At 63.2% G+C, this 16,449-nt stretch carries 16 protein-coding genes; 7 read left to right on the forward strand and 9 right to left on the reverse strand.

Annotated elements, in window-relative coordinates:
* Positions 1-29: 29 nt before the first annotated feature.
* From Syncc8109_RS08450 to Syncc8109_RS08460, 3 genes are read right to left on the reverse strand one after another with little or no spacing between them, the layout of a single operon-like run.
* On the reverse strand, positions 30-992 hold the full coding sequence (locus tag Syncc8109_RS08450; RefSeq protein ID WP_006851046.1) for an NAD(P)H-binding protein: 963 nt from the start codon (positions 990-992) through the stop codon (positions 30-32).
* Between the two features lie 56 nt (positions 993-1,048).
* Positions 1,049-1,150 carry a cytochrome b6-f complex subunit PetM gene (gene petM, locus Syncc8109_RS08455; RefSeq protein WP_011364936.1) on the reverse strand — a complete coding sequence of 34 codons (102 nt, stop codon included), beginning with the start codon at positions 1,148-1,150 and terminating at the stop codon, positions 1,049-1,051.
* A 28-nt stretch (positions 1,151-1,178) separates the two neighbouring features.
* Positions 1,179-2,309: a N2,N2-dimethylguanosine tRNA methyltransferase gene (locus tag Syncc8109_RS08460; protein WP_025362458.1), complete on the reverse strand. Its 1,131-nt coding sequence runs from the start codon at positions 2,307-2,309 to the stop codon at positions 1,179-1,181.
* Between the two features lie 37 nt (positions 2,310-2,346).
* Here Syncc8109_RS08460 and Syncc8109_RS08465 point away from each other — a divergent pair, with 37 nt between their 5' ends.
* Together Syncc8109_RS08465 and ilvN are read left to right on the forward strand one after the other, a co-directional pair.
* A complete protein-coding gene (locus tag Syncc8109_RS08465; RefSeq protein WP_006851332.1) occupies positions 2,347-3,255 on the forward strand; it encodes an alpha/beta fold hydrolase in 909 nt (302 codons plus the stop codon).
* Between the two features lie 28 nt (positions 3,256-3,283).
* Complete coding sequence (gene ilvN / locus Syncc8109_RS08470) at positions 3,284-3,814, forward strand: acetolactate synthase small subunit (protein ID WP_006850494.1); 531 nt, start codon at positions 3,284-3,286, stop codon at positions 3,812-3,814.
* 2 nt (positions 3,815-3,816) lie between these two features.
* Here the strand turns inward: ilvN and Syncc8109_RS08475 are convergent, their stop codons facing one another.
* A complete protein-coding gene (locus Syncc8109_RS08475; protein WP_025362459.1) occupies positions 3,817-4,488 on the reverse strand; it encodes a peptidylprolyl isomerase in 672 nt (223 codons plus the stop codon).
* Between the two features lie 4 nt (positions 4,489-4,492).
* Positions 4,493-5,029 (reverse strand): photosystem I assembly protein Ycf4, encoded by a 537-nt coding sequence (locus Syncc8109_RS08480; RefSeq protein WP_025362460.1) that lies wholly within the window; start codon positions 5,027-5,029, stop codon positions 4,493-4,495.
* Positions 5,030-5,217: 188 nt separating this feature from the next.
* Between Syncc8109_RS08480 and psbD the strand changes: the two genes are divergently transcribed.
* The 5 genes from psbD (at position 5,218) to cysK (ending at position 11,430) form a co-directional block, all read left to right on the forward strand.
* Entirely contained in the window at positions 5,218-6,273 is a 1,056-nt protein-coding gene (gene psbD, locus Syncc8109_RS08485; RefSeq protein WP_006851499.1) for a photosystem II D2 protein (photosystem q(a) protein), read from the forward strand.
* Positions 6,257-7,645, forward strand: a complete 1,389-nt coding sequence (gene psbC / locus Syncc8109_RS08490; protein ID WP_006852049.1) for a photosystem II reaction center protein CP43 — start codon at positions 6,257-6,259, stop codon at positions 7,643-7,645. Before psbD ends, psbC begins: the two co-directional genes overlap by 17 nt.
* Before the next feature lie 108 nt (positions 7,646-7,753).
* On the forward strand, positions 7,754-8,896 hold the full coding sequence (locus Syncc8109_RS08495) for a PLP-dependent aspartate aminotransferase family protein (RefSeq protein WP_006849967.1): 1,143 nt from the start codon (positions 7,754-7,756) through the stop codon (positions 8,894-8,896).
* The gene (locus Syncc8109_RS08500; RefSeq protein WP_006850682.1) at positions 8,893-10,389 is read left to right on the forward strand and encodes a PLP-dependent transferase; all 1,497 of its coding nucleotides are present in this window, start codon (positions 8,893-8,895) and stop codon (positions 10,387-10,389) included. Before Syncc8109_RS08495 ends, Syncc8109_RS08500 begins: the two co-directional genes overlap by 4 nt.
* 54 nt (positions 10,390-10,443) lie before the next feature.
* Positions 10,444-11,430 (forward strand): cysteine synthase A, encoded by a 987-nt coding sequence (gene cysK / locus Syncc8109_RS08505; protein WP_006850945.1) that lies wholly within the window; start codon positions 10,444-10,446, stop codon positions 11,428-11,430.
* A 75-nt stretch (positions 11,431-11,505) separates the two neighbouring features.
* On the opposite strand, the gene queA is transcribed toward cysK, so the two are convergent.
* The 4 genes from queA to Syncc8109_RS08525 form a co-directional block, all read right to left on the reverse strand.
* Positions 11,506-12,606 (reverse strand): tRNA preQ1(34) S-adenosylmethionine ribosyltransferase-isomerase QueA, encoded by a 1,101-nt coding sequence (queA, locus tag Syncc8109_RS08510; protein ID WP_006851597.1) that lies wholly within the window; start codon positions 12,604-12,606, stop codon positions 11,506-11,508.
* Between the two features lie 13 nt (positions 12,607-12,619).
* Entirely contained in the window at positions 12,620-13,939 is a 1,320-nt protein-coding gene (locus tag Syncc8109_RS08515; RefSeq protein WP_006849885.1) for a dihydrolipoamide acetyltransferase family protein, read from the reverse strand.
* A 56-nt stretch (positions 13,940-13,995) separates the two neighbouring features.
* Positions 13,996-14,439, reverse strand: a complete 444-nt coding sequence (locus Syncc8109_RS08520; protein WP_006850377.1) for a YlqD family protein — start codon at positions 14,437-14,439, stop codon at positions 13,996-13,998.
* Positions 14,440-14,531: 92 nt separating this feature from the next.
* On the reverse strand, positions 14,532-16,445 hold the full coding sequence (locus Syncc8109_RS08525) for an AMP-binding protein (protein ID WP_006850653.1): 1,914 nt from the start codon (positions 16,443-16,445) through the stop codon (positions 14,532-14,534).
* Between the last annotated feature and the right edge of the window lie 4 nt (positions 16,446-16,449).

A 16,449-nucleotide genomic window follows, 5' to 3' on the forward strand; every position in this document is an offset into this window, starting at 1 on the left:
AGTACAAAAGAACCAAGAGAGATCAAGGCTCAGAAGGGCAGCTTTTTCTTCGCGTCCTTGTCGAGATCGGCTTCCATCTCGCGCAGGCGCTTCAGGATCGTGTCGTAGTACTCACCGATGTAGCCCTCCATGTCCGTGGTCTCCGAGGCCTCAAGACCGAAGGCGGCGTAGCTGTTCTGCATGGGGGCATCCAGGGTCTGACCGCTGCCGGTGACCTCAGCAAAGGCCAAGCGCTCCGCCACGTTGACGGCGGGTTCAAAGAAGGACGCCACCCCCTGCATCAGGTTCATCAGGACGGGCTGCACCCGAAACACACGGGCTGTCTTGCCACTGCAGCGTTCACAGAGCTGCACCAGTTCGCCGGTGTTCCAGGCCTTGGGACCAACAACTGGGTAGGTGCCACGCACGGTTTCCTCCCGCTCGAGTGCCGCGACGGCGAAGCGGGCCATGTCCTGGGTGTTCATGTAGGCAATGGCCGTGGGGCTGCCACTGACCCACACCGTCTGGCTCTCCAGAACAGGGATGGCGAACTGACTGATCACTCCCTGCATGAAGGCGGCACCTTGCAGGATCGTGTAGTCAAAATCCGACGACTCAAGCAGCTTCTCTGTGCAGGCCTTGATGTCCATCAAAGGAACCTCGCGGTGCTGATGCGCACCCAGCAGCGAGAGAAAGACAAAACGCTTCACCCCTGCTCGCTCACAGGCACGAAGTAGATTGAGCTTTCCTTCCCAATCCGTTTCGTAGATGCTGCGAGGGTCGTTGGGGCGACTGGTGGATGCATCGATCACGGCATCCATGCCCTCAAGGGCGTAATCGAGGCTGTCGGGCTCCAACAGGTCACCCCGGGTCAGCTCACAACCCCATTCCTGCAGAAAGGCAGCCTTCCGGGGGGTCCGCACCATGCAGCGCACTTGGTGGCCGGCATCAAGAGCACGACGGGCGACCTGTCGTCCCAGGGTGCCGGTGCCACCCACCACAAGCACTTGCATCGGCGCCTTCCTCACGAAGGGTGGAGCTTAATGGCCCCGGTAGCAAAGCGACTGCTTCAGTCGTCGCCCTGCAGTTTCAGCAGCAGAGCACCACCAGCGAGGCCGACGGGAATCAAGACCCAGAAGATCGCAGCAGTTCCAAAAATCTCAGCAGCCATGGTCTGGGCAAAGCGATCACCCGCCCATTTAAATCCCTTCCCCCCGCAGGCTGGCGCAGATCTGTAACAGCTGCGGTAATTCCGCATCAGTTCGCACCTGGCCCGGCATGACGCCACTGGCACTGGCGCGACAACCCGCCGCCTGGAGCGCCTGCACCAATGGCCCCAGAGCTGGTGGTCCGCCGATGCCCAGCCGTCGGGCCAGCTCATCGGTGGGCCAGACCGTGGGGCAATCGCCGGGATCCGCCTGCAGGCGCTGCATTAATCGAATGGTGGCGGGGCTGATCTGCTGACGCCCCAGCTGTTGAGCCTCAGCAATCAGCTGCTGCAGTAGCGGCGGATCCTGCAAGGGACCAATCCACAGCGGGCCGCTGATGCTCCAGCGCCCCAGACCAGCCGCGCAATCACATGCGGGCCAGCCGCTGAGCTTGAGCAGGGACTGCACCCGTTGAGCACCACAGCGCTCGCAACGGGCCACCAGCCCCAGCTTCTGTTCATCGCCCGCGGGGATCTGGCGCCGCATGCACAGCGCGAGGCGAAAGGTGCGGCCTTCACTGAAGCTGAACAGCGGCTGCAGTCCGCGGCCCAGCATCCAGGCCTGCCGCGCCACCAGCCCGATCTGCTGCCGCAGGGCCATTTCCCAGCTGGAAGGATGGGCGCGAGCGGCAGCCCCGAGGCTGCGAATGGCGCCCGGCCGGTCATGGCCGGTGGGGGAGCGACCATCCGTAGAGGCCAGAAACAACAGGCCGTCGAAGCGAAGGGCCTGAAGGGCCGGCTGAATCAGAGGCCCAGGAGCACCAAAGGCATCAAGGTCTATGAAATCGAACCAGTGGCGCTCAACAATCGAGCGATGCAGCAGCAGGTCTGCAGCCTCAGCCGTGAGCCGGGTTGAACACCCCACCCCATGCACATTGGCCTGGATCAGCGGCAGCCGGTCAGGATCCCCATCGTTTATCCAGAGCTCCGTTTCAACGGCCGGGTTGGCCAGCGCCTCCAACCCCCAACGCAGGGCCCTGATCCCGCAACCGGCCATCACATCCAGCCAGCGCAAGGACCGCGTGGCATGGAGGCTCTGATGACGGGCCAGCAACACCGAAAGGTCCCGGGCCGGACGCGACTCAGGCCTGAAAAAGCCCGGGCCAAGGCTGAGCTCAGCCAAACCTTCGCGATAGTGATGATCGGTTGAGGTCAGAAGGGTGCCGCCTGCTGCTGTCCAGACTGCCGAGTGGGGGGTCCAGAGCACCTGGCAGTGGAGGGGCTGGCCCTGCCACTGGCGGGTCAGCGGTCCTGAAGCAGGCCCTGCCCTGGTGCTGTTACACGGTTTCGGCGCCGCCAGCGGACACTGGCGCCACTGCGCGCCGCGCCTGGCTGAACAGGGCTGGCGGGTCTACAGCCTGGATCTGCTGGGTTTCGGCCAATCCGCCCAGCCGGCGCGGCCGATGGACAACCGGCTCTGGGCCCTGCAGGTGTGCGCATTCCTCGATCAGGTGGTGCAAGGGCCAGCGGTGGTGATCGGTAATTCCCTGGGGGGCCTGACCGCACTCACCGCGGCGGTGCTGGCGCCGAACCGGGTGAGGGCGGTGGTCGCCGCGCCACTGCCGGACCCTGCCCTGATTCAACCGTTGCCGAAACGGCGGGCGCCCTGGCGGCGGCGTTGGCAGCGGCGCCTGCTCGCCCTGGTTCTGCACGTGCTTCCGCTTGAGCTCGTGGTGCCCTTGATCGCGCGCACAGGCTTGCTCAAAGCCGGGCTTCAGGGGGCCTACTGGCAGTCGATCCAATCCGACCCGGAGCTGCTGCAGCTGATCGCCCGTCCTGCCCGGCGCCCCACTGCAGCTCAGGCCCTGCGGGGCATGAGCCTGGGCATGGCCAACCGTCCCCGAGGCGCCACCGCCCCAGCCCTGCTCGCACAACTGCGGGTGCCCATGCTGCTGATCTGGGGCCGCCAGGATCGATTTGTGCCTCTCGCCATCGGGGCATCCGTGGCCGCCAACCACTCAGAACTCGAGCTGAAGGTGCTGGATCGCTGCGGCCACTGCCCCCATGACGAAGCGCCTGATCGCTTCCTGGCTGTGTTGTTGCCCTGGCTGGACCGTAACTTGGGGTGACCAGACCGGCAGGGGACGACCAGCGGCGATGAAACACACCCTTTCGGTGGTGGTTGAAGACGAATCCGGCGCACTCAGCCGGATCGCAGGACTCTTCGCCCGACGCGGCTTCAACATCGACAGCCTGGCTGTCGGCCCAGCAGAGGCCGAAGGTCAATCGCGCCTGACCATGGTGGTGGAGGGCGATGAGCAGACGCTCCAGCAGATGACCAAACAGCTGGACAAGCTGGTGAATGTGCTTCAGGTCCTCGACCTGACCCAACGCCCGGCCGTGGAACGGGAGCTGATGCTGCTCAAAGTTTCAGCTCCGGCAGCATCCCGGGGCGCCGTGATCGAACTCGTTCAGGTGTTCAGAGCCAAGGTTGTGGACGTGGCAGATGAAGCCCTCACCTTGGAAGTGGTGGGGGATCCAGGAAAGCTGGTGGCCCTTGAACGATTGATGGCCCCCTTCGGCATTCTCGAAATCGCCCGCACCGGCAAGGTCGCCCTCGAGCGGGCCTCAGGAGTAAATACGGAAATGCTCAAGGTGTCCCCCAGCCATAGCCGGGTGCCAGCCTGAGTTCACTCTTTTAACGCAGCCTTGGTGATGCGATCTCCTTGCTGGATCGCATCCACCACCTCCATGCCATCCACAACACGGCCGAAGACGGCGTAACGACCGTCGAGTTCCGACAAGGGACGCAAGGCTACGTAGAACTGGGCACTGGCTGAGTCAGGAGCCTGGGAGCGGGCCATGGCAATCGCACCACGCTCATGGGTCAACTCCAGGCCATCAAGTTCCGCCGGATTGGTGCTGACCCTGCTGTAGCGGGGCTGCGGCTCGGATCGGAACTTGATCTCAAGCGGAATCATCCGCGCCTGGCCGTTGTCGGGATCTACAAAACTGCCAGTACCGAGCTGCCCTAGGGGAACCGATCGATCACTGGATTGCGGATCACCCCCCTGCACCACAAAGGGAACAGGCTCGCGAACAACGCGGTGAAACATGGTTCCGTCGTAGGTGCCACGCCGCACCAGATCAAGGAAATTGCCGGAGGTGAGGGGAGCGGCATCGCCGTTCACCTCAATCGTGAACTCGCCCTGGCTCGTCTGCATAGTGACGGTGGCCAAGCCCTGCAGGCAGGCCGCCTGAGCATCGGCACAACCAGTCACCACCGATGCGCGCGGGGAAGGACTGCAGCTCACCAACAACGGGATGAGCAGCAGCAGCGCCCAGGAACGAAGACGACGCATCGGATCAAAGGCCCTCAAGGTTGACGCCCAGGAAGCGGGCCAATTCAGCACCGTCCTTCTCCAACTGCGCCAGAGGAAGCGGTTCTCCAACGCGGGTGAGCGGCATGTCACGGCGTCCCTGGATTCTCAGGGCGACTCGGCGGCGCGCATTAAAGCCATCGCGCACCTCCACCTTCACCGCCTTGACGTCTTTGAGCGGAATTTCCACCAGAACGGGTTTGCGGAAACCACGGCGGCTGATGGTCACCACGCCGGCATCTTTATCGAAGCGATTGCTGCCGCCACCAACATTCACTGCGATCACATACCAGAGGTACGTGGCCAGCAACGCCGCAGCGAGGCTGTACAAGCCCATCACCAGTCCCTGGGGCACGAAAACCAGAGCTGCAGGGTGCCCAATGGGAACCAGGTCGCGACCGAGGTAGCTCGAGAGCGAAGCCAGAAGGAAGCCCACGCCCCCAATCGTGACGGCCGAGGCCACCAGAAAATTCGAGAGACGACGGGAGCCGAGCACAGGTTGCTCGAGCACTGCTGCGGACATGACCCAGCCAGAACGAAGCGCCATTGTGACCGCAGAAAGGCCCCGACGACGAAATAGGAAAAAATCCCTAAGAAACAGAGCGATACAGGGGGTTTCAGCTCACACAAATCAGCCCCGCAGGTCGCTTGAAGATTGTTAATGTCGCGGCGTATCCCACAGCCTGCGGCTTTCCGCACCGTTCACCTCTCATGACGATCGCTGTAGGACGCGCGCCACAGCGGGGATGGTTTGACGTCCTCGATGACTGGCTCAAGCGCGACCGCTTCGTTTTTGTCGGCTGGTCCGGCATCCTTCTCCTCCCAACGGCCTACCTGGCCATCGGTGGCTGGCTGACAGGCACCACCTTTGTCACCTCTTGGTACACCCACGGCATTGCCTCTTCGTACCTGGAAGGTTGCAATTTCCTGACCGCTGCTGTGTCCACCCCCGCTGATGCGATGGGTCACAGCTTGCTGCTGCTCTGGGGCCCTGAAGCCCAAGGTGACTTCGTTCGCTGGTGCCAGCTCGGCGGCCTCTGGGCCTTCGTGGCCCTGCACGGCGCCTTCGCACTGATCGGCTTCATGCTCCGTCAGTTCGAGATCGCTCGTCTGGTGGGCATCCGCCCTTACAACGCCATCGCCTTCTCCGGTCCGATCGCGGTGTTCGTCAGTGTCTTCCTGATGTATCCCCTCGGCCAGAGCAGCTGGTTCTTCGCGCCCTCCTTCGGTGTGGCTGCGATCTTCCGCTTCCTTCTCTTCCTCCAGGGCTTCCACAACTGGACCCTGAACCCCTTCCACATGATGGGCGTCGCCGGCATCCTCGGCGGTGCACTGCTCTGCGCCATTCACGGCGCCACCGTGGAAAACACACTGTTTGAGGACGGTGAGCAGGCCAACACCTTCAAGGCGTTCGAGCCCACTCAGGAAGAAGAGACCTATTCGATGGTCACCGCCAACCGCTTCTGGAGTCAGATCTTCGGTATCGCCTTCTCCAACAAGCGCTGGCTGCACTTCTTCATGCTGTTCGTGCCTGTGATGGGCCTGTGGACAAGTTCCATCGGCATCATCGGCCTGGCCCTCAACCTGCGCGCCTATGACTTCGTGTCACAGGAAATCCGCGCTGCAGAAGATCCCGAATTCGAGACCTTCTACACCAAGAACATCCTTCTGAATGAAGGTCTGCGTGCCTGGATGGCACCGGCTGACCAGCCGCACGAAAACTTCGTCTTCCCTGAAGAGGTTCTGCCCCGTGGTAACGCTCTCTAATCCCGGTCTTGGCGCCACTGGCGGCAAAGACCTTCCCTCCACCGGGTATGCCTGGTGGTCCGGCAACGCCCGCCTCATCAACCTGTCCGGCCGTCTGCTTGGTGCCCACGTGGCCCACGCTGGTCTGATGGTGTTCTGGGCCGGCGCGATGATGCTGTTCGAGGTGAGCCACTTCACCTTCGATAAGCCAATGCATGAGCAGGGCTTCATCTGCATGCCCCACGTCGCCACCCTTGGCTACGGCGTGGGCCCCGGCGGTGAGGTCACTGATCTCTTCCCCTTCTTCGTGGTCGGTGTTCTGCACTTGATCAGCTCCGCCGTGCTTGGCCTCGGCGGCCTTTATCACGCCCTGCGTGGTCCGGAGATTCTGGAGAACTATTCCTCCTTCTTCTCCCAGGACTGGCGTGACAAGAACCAGATGACCAACATCATTGGTTATCACCTGATTCTTCTGGGCGTCGGCTGCCTGCTTCTGGTCTTCAAGGCCATGTTCTTCGGCGGCGTCTATGACACCTGGGCACCCGGCGGCGGCGACGTCCGCATGATCACCAACCCGACACTCGATCCGGGCGTTATCTTCGGCTACCTGTTCCGCGCTCCCTTCGGTGGCGAGGGCTGGATCATCGGTGTGAACTCCATGGAGGACATAATCGGTGGCCACATCTGGCTTGGTCTTACCCTGATCTTCGGTGGCATCTGGCACGCCATCACCAAGCCTTTCGGCTGGGTGCGTCGCGCCTTCATCTGGAACGGTGAGGCCTACCTGAGCTACAGCCTTGGCGCTCTGAGCTTTATGAGCTTTATCGCTTCGGCCTACATCTGGTTCAACAACACCGCTTATCCCTCCGAGTTCTGGGGCCCCACCAACGCTGAGGCATCCCAGGCTCAGAGTTTCACCTTCCTGGTGCGTGACCAGCGCCTCGGAGCCAACATCGGTTCCGCCATGGGCCCCACCGGCCTTGGTAAGTACCTGATGCGCTCACCTACCGGTGAAATCATCTTTGGCGGTGAAACCATGCGCTTCTGGGACTTCCGTGGTCCCTGGCTGGAGCCCCTGCGTGGCCCCAACGGTCTCAGCCTCGACAAGCTGCAGAACGACATTCAGCCCTGGCAAGTGCGCCGTGCCGCTGAGTACATGACCCACGCTCCCAACGCCTCGATCAACTCCGTGGGCGGCATCATCACCGAGCCCAACTCGGTGAACTACGTGAACCTCCGCCAATGGCTGGGTGCAACTCAGTTCGTGCTCGCCTTCTTCTTCCTGGTTGGTCACCTCTGGCACGCCGGCCGCGCTCGCGCTGCTGCTGCTGGCTTCGAGAAAGGCATCGATCGGAAGGCTGAGCCTGTGCTCGGCATGCCCGACCTCGATTGATCCACTGGTTCAACCCAACGATCATCATCAACCCTCGCCACACGGCGGGGGTTTTTTATTTGGATGGGAGAGGCGATTTCTTAGCCTGTCCGAATCGATGGATCGTCCGTGAACACAGGCCTGAACACCCGGGTGATCCACCACGGCGACAGTTTTGCGGGAGACACCGGCACGGTGATGCCGCCGATCTTCCCCACCAGCACCTTTGCCCATGGCAACGCCGGCGGGTTCGACTACACCCGTTCCGGCAACCCCAACTTCCGCATCCTTGATGGGGTGCTCGCCTCGGTTGAAGGCTGTGCCCACGCCACCGTCTTCGCCTCCGGCGTCAGCGCCATCACCGCTGTGGTCTCCCAGCTGAAGCAGGGCGATCTAGTGCTCTGCGAAGAGAACCTCTACGGCTGCACCGTGCGGTTGTTCGAGCAGGTGTTCGCGAAGTTCGGCTTAAAAACCGCTTGGGTGGACTTCACCCAGCCGGCAGCACTCGAGCAGATCCAAGCCCAGAAGCCGGCGATGGTGTGGCTAGAGAGCCCCACCAACCCCCTGCTCAAGGTGATCGACCTGGAAGCGGTCTGCGCCATCACCCAACCCCTCGGCATCCCCGTGGTGGTGGACAACACCTTCGCCACCGCCCTTGTGCAGCGCCCTCTGGAGCTGGGCGCCACCCTCTCACTCACCAGCACGACCAAATACATCAACGGCCACTCCGATGCCCTCGGTGGAGCCGTGTGCACCAACGATTCCGAGTGGCACCAGAAGATGGTGTTCTCCCAGAAGGCCCTAGGCCTGCAGCCCTCCCCCTTTGATTGCTGGCTGATCACGCGGGGCATCAAGACCCTCCCGCTGCGGCTCAAGCAGCAGATGGCCAATGCCGCAGCCCTGGCCGATCAGCTGGCGGGGCACGCCAAGGTGAACTGGGTGCGTTATCCCCACCGCAGTGATCACCCGCAGCATGAGGTAGCAACCCGCCAGATGCGTGCCGGTGGCGCCATCGTGACGGTGAGCTTCAACGCCACCCAGGAGCAGACCTATGCCCTCTGCAAACAACTGCGCTGGTTCACCATGGCCGAAAGCCTGGGAGGCATCGAAAGCCTGATCTGCCACCCCGCCACCATGACCCACGCGGCGGTATCCGCCGAGGTAAAGGCGAAGCTGGGCATTGACGACGGGCTGGTGCGATTCTCGGTGGGCTGCGAAGACCTTGCCGATCTGCAGTCCGATCTGGACCAGGCCCTGGAGCTGCTGGCGTGAGTCCCCGCAATCTGCTCAGCGATCCGGCCTGGCAGGGCTCTGATCTCGGCCATCCCCTTCCGGACTCCCCCCATGCGGTGTCTGTGGCGCTGCCGCGTTGGCGCGATGTGATCGCCTACGAGGAAAAGGATCCGGCCTGCCGCGATGCCTTGCAGACGATCTATCCCCGCTTCGGCCTGCATCCGCTGATCCGAGCATTAGTTCAGCCATCAGAGCTTGCAGGCAGCACGGTCTGGCCCTACCCCACCGAAGCGGCAGCCCAGGCGGCCCTGGCCCACTGCCAACGCAAAGCACCAAAGAGCCGCTCAGAGCTGATCGGCATTACTGGGGGGACCTGCCTGCGCAGTGACGCAGCGGCAAGCCCCCATGCCAAGGCGTTCTGGCAGCACACCGGCCTGGGCCTGTCCTCCCGCCAGGCCGCCATCGCCCTAGGGAAGGAGAAGGCCCCCAGCAGCACATCCGGCGAAGCGGCCCGCCGTGCCATTCGAAAGCGCTTGGCTGGCATCCATGGCGTCGACATCCAGCAGATCAGCCTGCATCCAGCGGGAATGGCCGGCCTGTATGCGGCACTGAGTGCCATCCAGAAGCTGCGGCCGGGGAAACCCACGCTGCAGCTGGGCTTCCCCTATGTGGATGTGCTGAAGCAGCCGCAGGTGGTATTTCACGGTGGCGAGCTGTTGCAACCGCAGAGCCTCGCCGAGGTGGAAGCGGCCCTTGATCAGTTCCAGCCGGCGGCCGTGATTGTGGAGCTGCCCAGCAATCCGCTGCTGCGCTGCATGGATCTGCCGGGCGTGTCGGCCCTGGCCCGCAGCCGCGGCATTCCAGTGATTGGCGATGACACGATCGGCACCGGCATCAACCTCAATGCCCTGCCCTACGCCGATCTGATCTTCACATCACTCACCAAAAGCTTCGCTGGCCGAGGTGATGTGATGGCGGGCAGTGTGCTGGTGAGCCCGCGATCGCCCTGGGCGGCCTCCCTGCTGGCGGCGGTTCCAGCCATCGCCCCGCTCAGCGATGCCGATGCCATCGCCCTGGAGATCGCCAGCCGGGATGTGCTCCAGCGGGTGCCGCAACTCGATGCGAACGCCCTGCTTCTGGCAGAACGACTCGAAGAGCATCCGGCCGTGCAGCGGGTGCTGCATCCGAAGAACTGCCCCAACTTCCGCGCCTTGATGCGCAGCGGAGCAGGCCACGGCTGCCTGCTCTCCTTTGAACTGAAGGGAGGCCAAGAGCATTCCAAGCGGGTTTACGACGCGCTTCGGATCAGCAAAGGCCCCAGCCTTGGCACCGATTTCAGCCTGGTGTGCCCTTACACCCTGCTGGCCCACTACGACGAACTGAGCTGGGCAGAGCAATGCGGTGTGCCGGCTGATCTGCTCCGGGTGTCCGTCGGTCTGGAAGACCCCGAGGGGCTGTGGATGCGATTTGAGCAAGCGTTTGCTGACGAAGAGTCCGGTGAGACTCTGAAAAAGCCCTTAACAACCGGCTGAGGAGAGGCTTTCGATCATTAGTTTGTTTTCTTCGGGCCCCTCTACAGCAGCTCCATGTCCCGCATCTACGACGACAACAGCCAGGCCATCGGCAACACACCGCTGGTCAAGCTGAACAACGTCACCAAAAACTGCAAGGCCACTGTGCTGGCTAAGGTTGAGGGGCGCAACCCCGCCTACAGCGTCAAGTGCCGGATCGGCGCCAACATGATCTGGGACGCAGAAAAGAGCGGAAAGCTCACCAAGGGCAAGGTGATTGTTGAGCCCACCTCCGGCAACACCGGCATCGCTCTGGCCTTCACCGCCGCGGCCCGCGGTTACAAGCTGATCCTGACGATGCCCGAGTCGATGTCGATCGAGCGGCGTCGGGTCATGGCCGTGCTTGGGGCTGAACTGATCCTCACCGAGGCCGCCAAAGGCATGCCCGGTGCGATCGCCAAAGCCAAGGAAATCGCTGAGAGCGATCCGGCCAAGTACTTCATGCCCGGCCAGTTCGACAACCCCGCCAACCCCGAAATCCACTTCAAGACCACCGGTCCTGAAATCTGGAACGACTGCGATGGCGCCATTGACGTGCTCGTGGCCGGCGTCGGCACCGGTGGCACCATCACCGGCGTCTCCCGCTACATCAAAAATGAAGCGGGCAAGGCGATCGAATCCGTGGCCGTTGAACCCACCAACAGCCCGGTGATCACCCAGACCATGAACGGTGAGGCCGTCAAGCCTGGTCCCCACAAAATCCAGGGCATCGGCGCCGGCTTCATCCCCCAAAACCTCGACCTCTCTGTGGTCGACAAGGTGGAGCAGGTGACCAACGAGGAGTCCGTTGCCATGGCCCTGCGCCTGGCCCAGGAGGAAGGCCTGCTTGTGGGCATCTCCTGCGGTGCCGCCGCTGCAGCCGCCATTCGTCTGGCCGAGAAAGATGAGTACGCCGGCAAAACCATCGTGGTGGTACTGCCCGACCTGGCCGAGCGCTACCTTTCCTCGGTGATGTTCGCTGAAGTGCCGACCGGCATCATCGAGCAACCGGTGGCTGTCTGAGCTGTCTCAGCCAGAAGCCTTGGCCCCGTTGTTGACGGGGCTTTTTTTATGGCCTCACCGTGAACCGTTCAGACCTCAGCGTGCCGGTGGGCGGGCCTGGGGCTGCACCGCCGCTGCATCAATCCACATGGCATCGCCATAGGAGAAAAAGCGATAGCTCCTTTCAATCGCTTCGGCGTACAGCTTCAACAGGGTTTCCCGGCCGATCAGGGCACTCACCAACAGCAGCAGAGAGCTTTTGGGCAGATGGAAGTTGGTGAGCAGTGCTTGAATCACTTTGAACTGATAGCCCGGCTGAATCACCAGATTGACCGGCCCCGTGTAGGGCTTGAGAACACCGCCATGGGCTTGAGCGGCACCCTCCAGAGCACGAACACTCGTGGTTCCCACCGCAATCACCCGACCTCGACAAGCCTGCACCGCCTCCACCACAGCAGGACTGACATCCACCCATTCACTGTGCAACTCCAAGGCGGTGAGGTCTTCCGTTTCAACGGGGCGAAAGGTTCCGAGGCCCACATGCAGGGTAATCCTGGCCAGATCCACCCCTTTCTGCTGCAAGCCCGCCAGCAGTTCATCACTGAAATGCAACCCCGCCGTCGGGGCAGCCACTGCACCGGGGCGATCGGCGTAACGGGTCTGATAACGCTGGCTGTCGCTGGGGTCGTGCCGTTCGATGTAGGGCGGTAGAGGCACCTCGCCCACGTCATTGAGCAAACCCTCAATGGTTTCGGCATCCCTGCAATCACTAGGGAACTGCACCACCCGTCCACCACTGGCGGGGTCTTCTGCGAGCACCGTCAGGCTGATCGAGGTGCCATCAATCGTGAGGCTGTCGCCGGGCCGCATGCGCTTGGCAGGACGGGCCAGGCAAAGCCAGCGGCCCTCCCCCCGCGGCTCCAGCACCAGCAACTCGGACAGCCCACCCCCGGAACGACGCACCGCCAGGCGGGCCTTCAGCACCCGTGTGTCGTTCACCACCAGCAGATCACCGGGCTGCAGCTGCTCGATCAGATCCCACACCTGGCCGTGAGCGGCATCCGTTGATGGCTCCTCCTGGGGGGGAACCATCAACAAGCGAGCGCTGTGGCGGGGTTCAACCGGTGCCTGAGCGATGCGCTCAGGCGGTAGCGGATAGTCGTAGCTGCTGAGTTGCAGGTCCCTGGGGTCAGGCACGCCGGGCGACCGGTCAGAGCGCCAGACTTTCTGGACGATTCTCGATCAGATCAGCGAGATCCTTCAGGAATGCGGCGCCGTCAGCGCCGTAAATCACCCGGTGATCCGCCGTCAGGTTCACCTGCATCTGACGCTTGACGGCGATGGACCCGTCTTTGTTTGCCACCACCGTGGGGCGTGATGCGGCGACGGCGAGAATGGCCCCGGTGCCTGGGGGAAGGATCGCGTCGAAGCGATCAACACCGAACATGCCGAGGTTGGAAAGGGTGAAGGTGCCCGTGGAATACTCCTCGGGCTGCAGCTGCTTGCTGCGGGAGCGCTTGACCAGATCACCCCACTGACGCGACATCTCATAGAGATCGGTGCGATCAGCATTGCGCAGCACCGGCGTGATCAAGCCGCCGTCTTCCATCGCTACGGCGACAGCCACGTTCACGTCCGCTGGATAGGCCATGCCGGCGGCTGTGGTGGCGGCATTCACCTGGGGGTGCCGCGCCAGGGTGACGGCCACAGCCTTGGCCAGCAGTGCCGTCATTGTGACGCCCTTGGGCTTCACCTGTTTGTAGAAGGCATCCAGTTTGTCGGTGGTGATGGTGTAACCAACGCGGAAGCAGGGAACCGCCAGGCTCGCCTCCATGTTTTTGTTCACCGCACCCTGGAGGGTGTTGAAGGCGACGGTCTCGCCGGGCCGACCAAAGCTGTTGCCCGCAGGCGCTGCTGGGGCCGCTGCTGCTGCTGCGCCAGCCGAGGAAGCAGCGGGGGCAGTTCCTTCCGCCACCCGGGGCACGGAGATCGGCTGACCGGAGGCTTGCTCGACGTCTTCGGCCTGAATCCGGCCATGGGGGCCGCTGCCGCGCACGGTGGCCAGGTCCACACCCATCTGGGAGGCCAGCTTCTTGGCCCGGGGGCTGGCCACGATGCGACCGTCGTTCACCACCGGTACCGACGGTGCAGGGGCAGCAACAGGTGCCGGTGCCGGGGTTGGAGCTGGGGCCTGAACTGCAGCTGGCGTGGGGGCCGGAGCCGGTGCAGAGGCGAGCGCTGCAGCAGGAGCGCTGGGGGCATTGGCCTGCGCGTCGGCGATCTCAGCTTCGGTTTCAACAATTAGACCGATGGTTTCGCCCACCGGAGCCGTACTGCCAGCAGGCATCAGGACCGCTGCGAGGTAGCCGTCCTGGAAGGACTCAACGTCCATGTCCGCTTTATCGGACTCAACGACAAGAACCGACTCGCCCCGAGCCACCTTGTCTCCGGGCTGTTTCAGCCACTCCACGATCTTCCCCTCCGTCATGGTGGAGCTGAGGGCAGGCATGAAGATGTCTGTGGTCGCCAAAACCGTCTCCGGGAGGGCAGATCAGGGGAGTTTACGAGTCAGCAGAGGTAAGCCGATCAGGCTTCCTCAATCGACTGCACAACGCCATCCTTCACAACGATGGACACCTGCATCTTCTGCACCAGGTTGTCGCCGACCTTCAGCTCACAGCTGCTCTCCAGCTGACCCTGCTCAACGATCTGGTCCATCTCCAGTTCACGCACCTGGGCCTGCTGCTGAAGCAGGTTGCGCTTCTGCTCCTCCAGCTCGGCGCGCTTGGCCGCCACCTGCTGTTGAATCTGCGCCACCTGATCTTGCACGCGGGGATCAAGGGGGTTGGCGCTCTGACGACGCACCTGGTCCACCACGTCCTGGCCTTCCTGTTCGAGCTGAGCCAGCTGTTGGTCAGCGGTAGCAATGCCATTGCTGAGCTCGCGCTCTGCTTCTTCTTTCCAGGTGGGCGTTACGACGGCGCGGACCGTGATCGGACGCTTGATCGTCAGGGAGGTGCCGTCGGACATGTGTTCTTGGGAGACGGCCAAAGCGTGTCAGCCCTTTCACGTGGGGTCAATCACCGGACAACCGACCACCCCCCAAGCCTCGTCAGACGCGGTCAACGTCCGTAAAGGCCATCGATCAAATGCTGATCGCGGCTGGCGATGCGATCACGGCGCTGCTTCAGGGTCTGGGTCAGTAGTCCATTCTCAATACTGAAGGGATCCACAAGCACCACCCCGGCCAGCCGTTCATCACCCCGGGAGCCCGACCGCTGCTTGAGCAAGCGGTTGCATTCGCGCATCAACAAACGGAGCAGAGCCGGATCACCGGGTTGGCCGCCCAGATCCTGCGCCGCGCTCACGCCGGCTTCAGCCGCCCAGGCCACGATCACCTCAGCACGGGGAACGATCAGACCACCTAGCTGACGTTCATCCTGACCCACCAGCATCACCTGCTCGATCAGAGGGCTGGCCACTAGGGCCTCTTCCAGGGGGCCGGGCTCGATGTTCTCGCCACTGCTCAACACAATCGTGTCTTTGGCTCGGCCGGTGAGGGCCACCGAACCATCCGGCATGAGCATGCCGAGATCGCCGGTGTCAAACCATCCCGCAGCATCGAGAACCTTGGCGCTGGCCTCGGGTTTGCCGAGGTAGCCCGCCATCACCTGGGGGCCCCGCACCATCACCCGCCCCCGTTGCCGGAAGCCCAGGGGCTGGCCGTTGTCGGGATCGACGATCCGGAATTCGGTCTGGGGCATCGGCAGCCCGGAGCTGCCGCGGATGTTGCGCCAGGGCCTGCGGCAACTCACCACAGGGCTGGTTTCGGTGAGGCCATAGCCCACCAGCAGCTCAATCCCCACGGCTTCAAAAAAGGCATCGATGTGGGGCGCGATGGCACCGCCACCACTGATCGGATAGGCGAGCTGACCGCCACTGAGCTGGCGACGCAGCTTCGGCCAGATCAAGGTCGAGGCCAAAGCATGCAGGGGCCAGCGCAGGGCAGCGGAGCCGCAGGCACGCAGCCGGTCGGAGGCTGATACCGGTTCCAGCAGGAGGTTGCGCGCCGTTCGCAGGGCTTTGCGCTGGGCAGCGCTGTTGGCCAATGCCGCCCGCAGCAGGCGCTGCCGGGAGGGGGGGAAAGTCTTGAGCACATCCTCAAATCCAGCCTGAACCGCCTCCCAGAGCCTCGGCACGGTGGCCATCGCGATCGGCCGGACCCGCGGCAGATCCTTCTTCAATTGCTTGATGGTTGTATAGGTCTGCGTACAGCCGCAGGAGAGGAAGAAGTAGCTGGCACTGCGCTCGTAGGCATGCCAGATGGGCAACACACTCAGCACCGGAGCACCGGGCTCGGGATAGGCCACACAGGCCAGTGAGCTCATCTGATGCAGCAGGTTGGCGTGGGTCAACGGGACCCCTTTGGGTTGGCCGGTCGTGCCCGAGGTGTACAGAACAGTGGCCACGGCGTCTCGCCCCCCCGCCGGGCAGACGGGATCAAGGCCGGCCCCTGACGCCAGAAACGCCTCCCAGCCAATGGCGCCCTCGGCAGGCTCCCCTTCCAGCTGAAGCACGAAGCGCAGCTGAGCCCGTTGGTCCGGGGGAAGGGCCAGACGACGCCAAAGATCAGCGTTCTGAACCACCAGAGCCGTCGCCTGGCAATCCGAAAGGATGTAGCGCAGCTCCTCGACTGGGGCCGAGGCACCGCGCACGGCATCAGCGGCACCGGCACGCATCAAGCCCTGATCCGCCACCAGCCAGCGGGGGCTGTTCTCAGCAAACAGAGCCACCACATCGCCATCTTTCACGCCATGGCGCCGAAAGGCGGCGGCAGCGGTGGCGATGCGCTCCGCCAGTTCGCCGAAATTGAAGCGTTCGGGATGCGCCGCATGGGGCGCATCGACGGCGGCAATCAGCCCATGGCGGTCGGCGAGCCAGGGCCACACCGCATCGACCCTCGGCAACCTCTGAACATGGGAATGACACTGCAAAGCGTCTGTTTCACGGGTTGTCGGGCTCCAGCTGGCCGTCATCCGA

The organism is Synechococcus sp. WH 8109 (assembly GCF_000161795.2).
Lineage (GTDB): Bacteria > Cyanobacteriota > Cyanobacteriia > PCC-6307 > Cyanobiaceae > Parasynechococcus.